This is a genomic window from Bacillus sp. SRB3LM (assembly GCF_015712745.1).
GTDB lineage: Bacteria > Bacillota > Bacilli > Bacillales > Bacillaceae_G > Bacillus_A > Bacillus_A thuringiensis_K.
On the sequence record NZ_VWVQ01000006.1, the window covers coordinates 52501 to 58500 of the forward strand.

Genomic DNA, 6000 nt, shown 5'->3' on the forward strand with positions numbered 1-6000 from the left:
GCTTACTTTGGCACAGGTTCAATACTATGGTACTGGACGTCGTAAGAGTTCAGTAGCGCGCGTACGCCTAGTTCCAGGCGAAGGACGCGTTATCATTAACGGTCGTGATTTTGAAAACTATATCCCATTTGCTGCATTACGTGAAGTAGTGAAACAACCTCTAGTTGCAACAGAAACTTTAGGTAACTACGATGTACTTGTAAACGTAAATGGTGGTGGATACACTGGTCAAGCTGGTGCTATTCGTCACGGTATTTCTCGCGCTTTATTAAAAGCTGATCCAGAATACCGTCTAACACTAAAACGTGCAGGTCTATTAACTCGTGACGCACGTATGAAAGAGCGTAAAAAATACGGTCTTAAAGGCGCACGTCGTGCACCTCAGTTCTCAAAACGTTAATTTTTGCGAACTACAAACCCCAACCATTTTGGTTGGGGTTTTTTTATGTTTCATTCCTCTTTTGCAATTTTTATAGCTTGGAATATTTTAGTGCTACCGCCGCGCGTATGCTTCTTCTTTAGAAGTTTAGACTAATACGTATTAGGGAGGTTTATAAGTACTATGAATGTCATTGTCAGCTTACAAGAAAAACAAAAAGAAAAGCAGTTAAAATACGAGCGGAAGATGTTGCGGGAATTATCATTAAAAACATTGCGTTCAAATATTCGTGATGCATTTCAAATGCAAGAGCTTCATCGTCAGTATGAAGATTACTGTATTGAATTAGGGATAGAATCTTATTTATTAGGAGCGAGATACAGTAAATTTGGTTATTATGGTGAATCATTTTTTGATGTGAAATATAGAGCTTTAGAAGAAGAACAACAATTAACTGAAACGCTATTTCAATTTTTAACGAGTATGACTATGCGAGAAATAAAGTTGAAAGATGAGGAATTACTTTTTGAATCTTGTCAGCAGTTTATAGGATTGTGGTGGCAAGAAGGGTATGAAAAAGGTGAAAGAAGATATCGATTAAAGCTTCATTAAGACAAGCATAAACTTTCCTCTTGTCCCATATAAGTAATTAGAGGGACTAGCTGGAGGAGGAAAGGTATGAAGAGAATTCGAATTATCTCTTTTGCACTCGCTGCGGTTGTATTGTTTTTTTTAGTCAAACAAGAATTTCAAATTACAAAATCGTGGCGTGCTTGGAATTTACCCTTATCAGGGAAAGTAATCGTATTAGATGCTGGGCATGGTGGACCAGATGGAGGGGCTGTTGGTGGAAAGGATATTATAGAAAAGGATATTACGCTTGAAATTACAAAAAAGGTACAAGACTATTTACAAGAACAAGGTGCACTAGTTATTTTAACGCGTGAGGGAGATTATGATTTAGCTAACAAAGATACAAAGTCATATAGCAGACGTAAAGCAGAGGATTTAAAAAAACGTGTAGAAATCATCAATAAACCTGATGTAGACTTTTTTGCAAGTATTCATTTAAATGCTTTAACTAGTAGTGGATCGAAAGGCGCACAAACGTTCTATTACCGTTCTTCAATTGAAAATGAACGTGCTGCAAAATTTATACAGGCTGAATTGAGAACAAGTTTAGAGAACACGAATCGTTCTGCTAAGACTATTTCGCATGTGTATTTATTAAAGTATTCTAAAACACCAGGTGCTTTAATTGAAGCTGGCTTTTTATCGAATGTGAACGAAAGGTATATGTTAAATTCGGAGAAATATCAGCAAAAGTTAGCAGCTGCAATATACCGTGGTATATTACGTTATTTCACGGAAAAAGGAAATCCTCCAGAATAAGGAGGATTTTTTTGAGCTTCTCTCGTTAACGAAGTTTTCGGAAAATATGTTATACTGGAAATGTAAACGCATTTATTTCAAGAATAAGCAGAGATAAATTCAATTAACATTACGTTATTTTTCATACAGGGGGCTGGGCTAATTATGGTAACGAAAGAGCAAGTGGTTGAAGCGTTAGAAGGGATTGTGGATCCGTTTTTACATAAAACATTAAAAGAAACAAATGCAATTAAAGAGGTAACAGTCAAGCCAGAGAAGGAACATGTGAGTGTCAAAATTGCAATCGTAAAAACCGGTACAGCGGAACAAATGCAGTTGCAGTCTGGAATTGTAAAGTTAGTAAAAGAACTTGGGGCAGCAACAGTTGGACTTCGTTTTGCAGAATTTACAGAAGAGGAATTAGCTCAGTTTGCACCGGAACAACAAGAAGAGCAAAGGGAATCTTTATTGTCACCTAATTCAAAAACAACATTCTTAGCAGTAGCGAGTGGAAAAGGTGGCGTGGGAAAATCAACTGTTTCCGTTAACCTTGCAGTTGCTTTAGCTCGTTTAGGAAAAAAAGTTGGTATTATCGATGCGGATATTTACGGTTTTAGTGTGCCAGACATGATGGGGATAGAAAAACGTCCTATCGTAAGAGGTGACAAAATAATTCCGGTGGAACGTTTAGGTGTAAAGGTAATCTCAATGGGCTTCTTTGTAGAGGATAATGCACCAGTTATTTGGAGAGGACCTATGCTTGGGAAAATGTTAAACCACTTCTTCACAGAAGTAGAATGGGGCGATCTAGATTATTTAGTACTAGATTTGCCACCAGGCACAGGTGATGTTGCGTTAGATGTGCACTCAATGTTGCCATCTTGCAAAGAGATTATTGTAACGACGCCTCATCCAACAGCTGCGTTTGTAGCAGCACGTGCTGGAGCGATGGCATTGCGCACTGAACATAGTATTCTTGGTGTTGTTGAGAATATGGCATATTTTGAAAGTAAGGTAACTGGTGAGAAAGAATATGTATTTGGAAAAGGCGGGGGAGATAAGTTAGCTACCGAATTGCAAACGAATGTTCTTGGTCGCATTCCGCTACAACAACCCGATTGGAATAAAGAAGACTTTGCTCCTTCAGTATATGAAGATACACATACAACGGGCATTATTTATAGTAAAATAGCTGAAACAGTAATTGATAAAACAGCTGTTACACAAAAATAAAGTGAAACTTTAATCAGTGGGGTTCACCTGTTACTGACAACAATAAGGCTTTTGTTGTTAGTAAACCTTTCGCTTAACTAGAGGGGGCCATTTTGTCTGTTAATAGTAAGATAAAGTAATAACGAGTGAACAATGTATACATTGTCCACTCGTTATTATAGTTATTATTTTTTACTGTTCTTCCTTCTTTTCGCCTTGAGAACCACCGTCACCGCCTGCTTCTTTCTTACCAGATCCGCCTTTTTCAGCTTTTTGCACACCTTTACTAATGATATCAATCATCTTGGCTTGGAAGAGTGGACTTTCAGCAGTTTCTGTTAGTACTTGTTGTAGATATTGACGGTATTCTTTACTCTTCATTGTTTGTAACATTATTTTTTCTACTTCAGGATTTTTCATAATTTCTATAACGCCTGCTTGGTATTCAGGGTCTTTTAGTAAGGTTTTCATTAATTGAGTTTGTTCTTTCCCCATACTTTTAGCAAACTTTGATGAGAACTCAGGATCTTTAAAGAGCTTTTCCCAGAATTGTTGCCCTTTATCGGATACCATGGCATCTTCAATCGTTTTCTTTACTACTGTTTCATCTAGTATGAGTGCTTGTTTCATTTTTTCATCAGTTAATACATCTTGAATAGCTTTCTTACCTTGATCTGTTTTTAAAATATCAACAATCATTTTCTTTGTTTGATCGTAATCTAGTTCGGATTTCGTTTCTTTTCCTTGTGCGCATGCTGCAAGTGCGATAAGTAGAAAAGAAGAAACGAAAATGAATAGCATCCGTTTCATAAGTTGGAACTCCTTTCAGCACAGTTCTCTCTTTTTAATATAAATATCTTTAAGGAATTTATACATGAACATGGCTAGCTTTTTGAAATTGTCATTGATACAATTTAATTAGAAATATAAGGATAATGGGGGATGTGTTGTGAATAGCCGCAAGTGGGTACGACTATTTTTAACGACGTTGTTTCTTGGTGGGATTAGCACAGTTATTATTGGTTTTGTTTTGGAGTGGGACAAGTACAATAAATTTTTTCAAAATTTCGACGGTAAGGAGGTTTTAGCAGTATCTTTCTGGCTGATGGGTGTAGGATTTATTTTTAGTGTTATAAGTCAAATGGGATTCTTTGCATATTTAACAATCCACCGTTTTGGACTAGGGATGTTTCGCTCATCTTCTTTATGGAATGCAGTCCAGCTCTTCTTTATTGCATTCGTATTATTTGATTTTGTGTATTTAAGATCTGTACTTATTGCAAATGGGGAAGTCTCGTTAGGGAATAACATACTTGTTGCTGGAATATTATTTGTGTTTGGAGCAATTGTTGCTTATGTAAAAAGTAAAGAAACAAATAAAAAAGCATTTGTGCCAGCTCTGTTCTTTATGGTTGTTGTAACAATCCTTGAATGGGTACCGGCGCTTCGGATTAATGATACAGATTGGCTATATTTAATGGTTATACCGCTATTGTTATGTAATGCGTATCAATTACTTGTATTACATCGTTTAATCGGAAAAACAAGTAAATCAGCTTAATAGAGAGAGGTTTTATACACCAGCAGTTATAATGCTGGAAATGGTATGATTAAAAAAGCTCTACCACCTTCTTGAAAGGTAGTAGAGCTTTTTATGCGTGAAGAGTAGTTGGGAAGAAGCTACTTCACATCTTCACTTTTCGTACTTGTGTTGGAAATAAGTTGTGACACGGATATTTGCTCATATCCATCACTTTTTATTTTTTGCAGGAGCAGCGGTAAAGCTCTATTTGTTTGAAGGGCAGAATCGGATGCGTGTAATAAGACGATATCTCCACCCTTCAAATTATTAGAGACAGTGGAAACGATGTTATTTACACCTGGGTTTTTCCAATCGTTTGAATTATTACTCCAATGCACGACGGTGTATCCAAGTGATTCTGCGATTTTAAGGGTTGCTTTGTTAAATTCGCCACTAGGTGGACGTAACAGCTTGACTTGTTTTACACCAAGTTTCGTAAAAACATCTTGTGCTCGTAAAAGGTCTCGCCTTATTTCATTTGTCTCTAGAGAAGTATAGGATGTGTAATTGTACCCCATACTACCGATTTCGTGCCCATCTTTCATGATTCGCTCTACAATATCGGGGTGTCTTTCGGCCCATGCAGCAGAAAGGAAGAAGGTTGCATTCTTAATTTCTCTTTCTTTAAGAGTATCTAGGATTGGAATTGCTTTTTTGTCTCCCCAACTAATATCAAACGTAAATGCAACTTGCTTTTTAGCGGTGTCTCCTTTGTAAATTACTTTAGGGCCTGTAGCAGTTGAAAAAGCAGATTCATGTGAATATGTTTTTAAAAAGAGTAGCCATGCTGTAAATAAGGACAGTATCACTATTAAGCTAATGTGTTTAAAATTTCTCTTACTCGTAATAAAAAAGAAAAACATAATATTACGCCCCTTTGTCCAATCCTTTTCAGTTACATATATGCTGTAAATATAAAAAAGAGAACAAAGGATTAACATCGTAAGTAGTGGATATAATGGATGATAGGATTGTGATAATTGAAAATGAGCGGAACGTTTATTGTTGCGTAAGGAATTATTGAGGTGATTGTTTGCTTGGGCTGATGTTGACAAAAGAAGAAAGAAAAGAAATGGAATACATATTGAAGAGAGAATTAGAGGAACTTTTATTTGATTTTGAAGATGAGCGTATTCATGAAGTTGTAAAAAAAGCCATGGAAGAAAGATATAAAATCATTTTCTGTTTATTCCGGAGAGTAGCTAACACAGAAGAATGTATTCGTTATGTAAGAAAAAGAATTTTTTATTAAAAATTGTTGACGCTAATGGTTTATATATGGTAAATTAATAACCGTCGCTGATGCAGAAACGCAGAAAACGACAAAAAAGAAATTAAAAAACTTAGTTGACATTGAAAAATGAAGATGTTAACATAAGGAAGTCGCAAATGAGCGACCAAGTAGTTCTTTGAAAACTGAACGAAACAAACAACGTGAAACGTCAATTTTTATTTT

General features: G+C 36.1%; 8 protein-coding genes. 6 read left to right on the forward strand and 2 right to left on the reverse strand.

The features are described from left to right. Positions 1-7: 7 nt before the first annotated feature. The 4 genes from rpsI (at position 8) to F3I02_RS04645 (ending at position 2983) form a co-directional block, all read left to right on the forward strand. On the forward strand, positions 8-400 hold the full coding sequence (gene rpsI / locus F3I02_RS04630; RefSeq protein WP_000079986.1) for a 30S ribosomal protein S9: 393 nt from the start codon (positions 8-10) through the stop codon (positions 398-400). Positions 401-562: 162 nt separating this feature from the next. Further along, the gene (locus tag F3I02_RS04635; protein WP_001101005.1) at positions 563-991 is read left to right on the forward strand and encodes a DUF2521 family protein; all 429 of its coding nucleotides are present in this window, start codon (positions 563-565) and stop codon (positions 989-991) included. A 66-nt stretch (positions 992-1057) separates the two neighbouring features. Next, entirely contained in the window at positions 1058-1771 is a 714-nt protein-coding gene (cwlD, locus tag F3I02_RS04640) for an N-acetylmuramoyl-L-alanine amidase CwlD (RefSeq protein ID WP_000822438.1), read from the forward strand. Between the two features lie 144 nt (positions 1772-1915). After that, a complete protein-coding gene (locus F3I02_RS04645) occupies positions 1916-2983 on the forward strand; it encodes an Mrp/NBP35 family ATP-binding protein (protein ID WP_196477700.1) in 1068 nt (355 codons plus the stop codon). Between the two features lie 171 nt (positions 2984-3154). Here the strand turns inward: F3I02_RS04645 and gerD are convergent, their stop codons facing one another. Beyond that, on the reverse strand, positions 3155-3772 hold the full coding sequence (gene gerD, locus F3I02_RS04650) for a spore germination lipoprotein GerD (protein ID WP_000827292.1): 618 nt from the start codon (positions 3770-3772) through the stop codon (positions 3155-3157). A 139-nt stretch (positions 3773-3911) separates the two neighbouring features. Here gerD and kbaA point away from each other — a divergent pair, with 139 nt between their 5' ends. Further along, a complete protein-coding gene (kbaA, locus tag F3I02_RS04655; protein WP_196477701.1) occupies positions 3912-4523 on the forward strand; it encodes a KinB signaling pathway activation protein KbaA in 612 nt (203 codons plus the stop codon). Positions 4524-4642: 119 nt separating this feature from the next. Here the strand turns inward: kbaA and pdaB are convergent, their stop codons facing one another. Continuing rightward, positions 4643-5407 carry a polysaccharide deacetylase family sporulation protein PdaB gene (gene pdaB, locus F3I02_RS04660; protein WP_000464705.1) on the reverse strand — a complete coding sequence of 255 codons (765 nt, stop codon included), beginning with the start codon at positions 5405-5407 and terminating at the stop codon, positions 4643-4645. 170 nt (positions 5408-5577) lie between these two features. On the opposite strand from pdaB, the gene F3I02_RS04665 reads away from it, so the two are divergent. Continuing rightward, positions 5578-5796 carry a hypothetical protein gene (locus tag F3I02_RS04665; protein WP_000901147.1) on the forward strand — a complete coding sequence of 73 codons (219 nt, stop codon included), beginning with the start codon at positions 5578-5580 and terminating at the stop codon, positions 5794-5796. Positions 5797-6000: the final 204 nt, after the last annotated feature.

Bases quoted from the DNA above. Each gene is read 5' to 3' on its own strand.
- F3I02_RS04635 (WP_001101005.1), top strand. From the start codon at position 563: ATGAATGTCATTGTCAGCTTACAAGAAAAACAAAAAGAAAAGCAGTTA.
- cwlD (WP_000822438.1), top strand. From the start codon at position 1,058: ATGAAGAGAATTCGAATTATCTCTTTTGCACTCGCTGCGGTTGTATTG.
- F3I02_RS04645 (WP_196477700.1), top strand. From the start codon at position 1,916: ATGGTAACGAAAGAGCAAGTGGTTGAAGCGTTAGAAGGGATTGTGGAT.
- gerD (WP_000827292.1), bottom strand. From the start codon at position 3,772: ATGAAACGGATGCTATTCATTTTCGTTTCTTCTTTTCTACTTATCGCA.
- pdaB (WP_000464705.1), bottom strand. From the start codon at position 5,407: ATGTTTTTCTTTTTTATTACGAGTAAGAGAAATTTTAAACACATTAGC.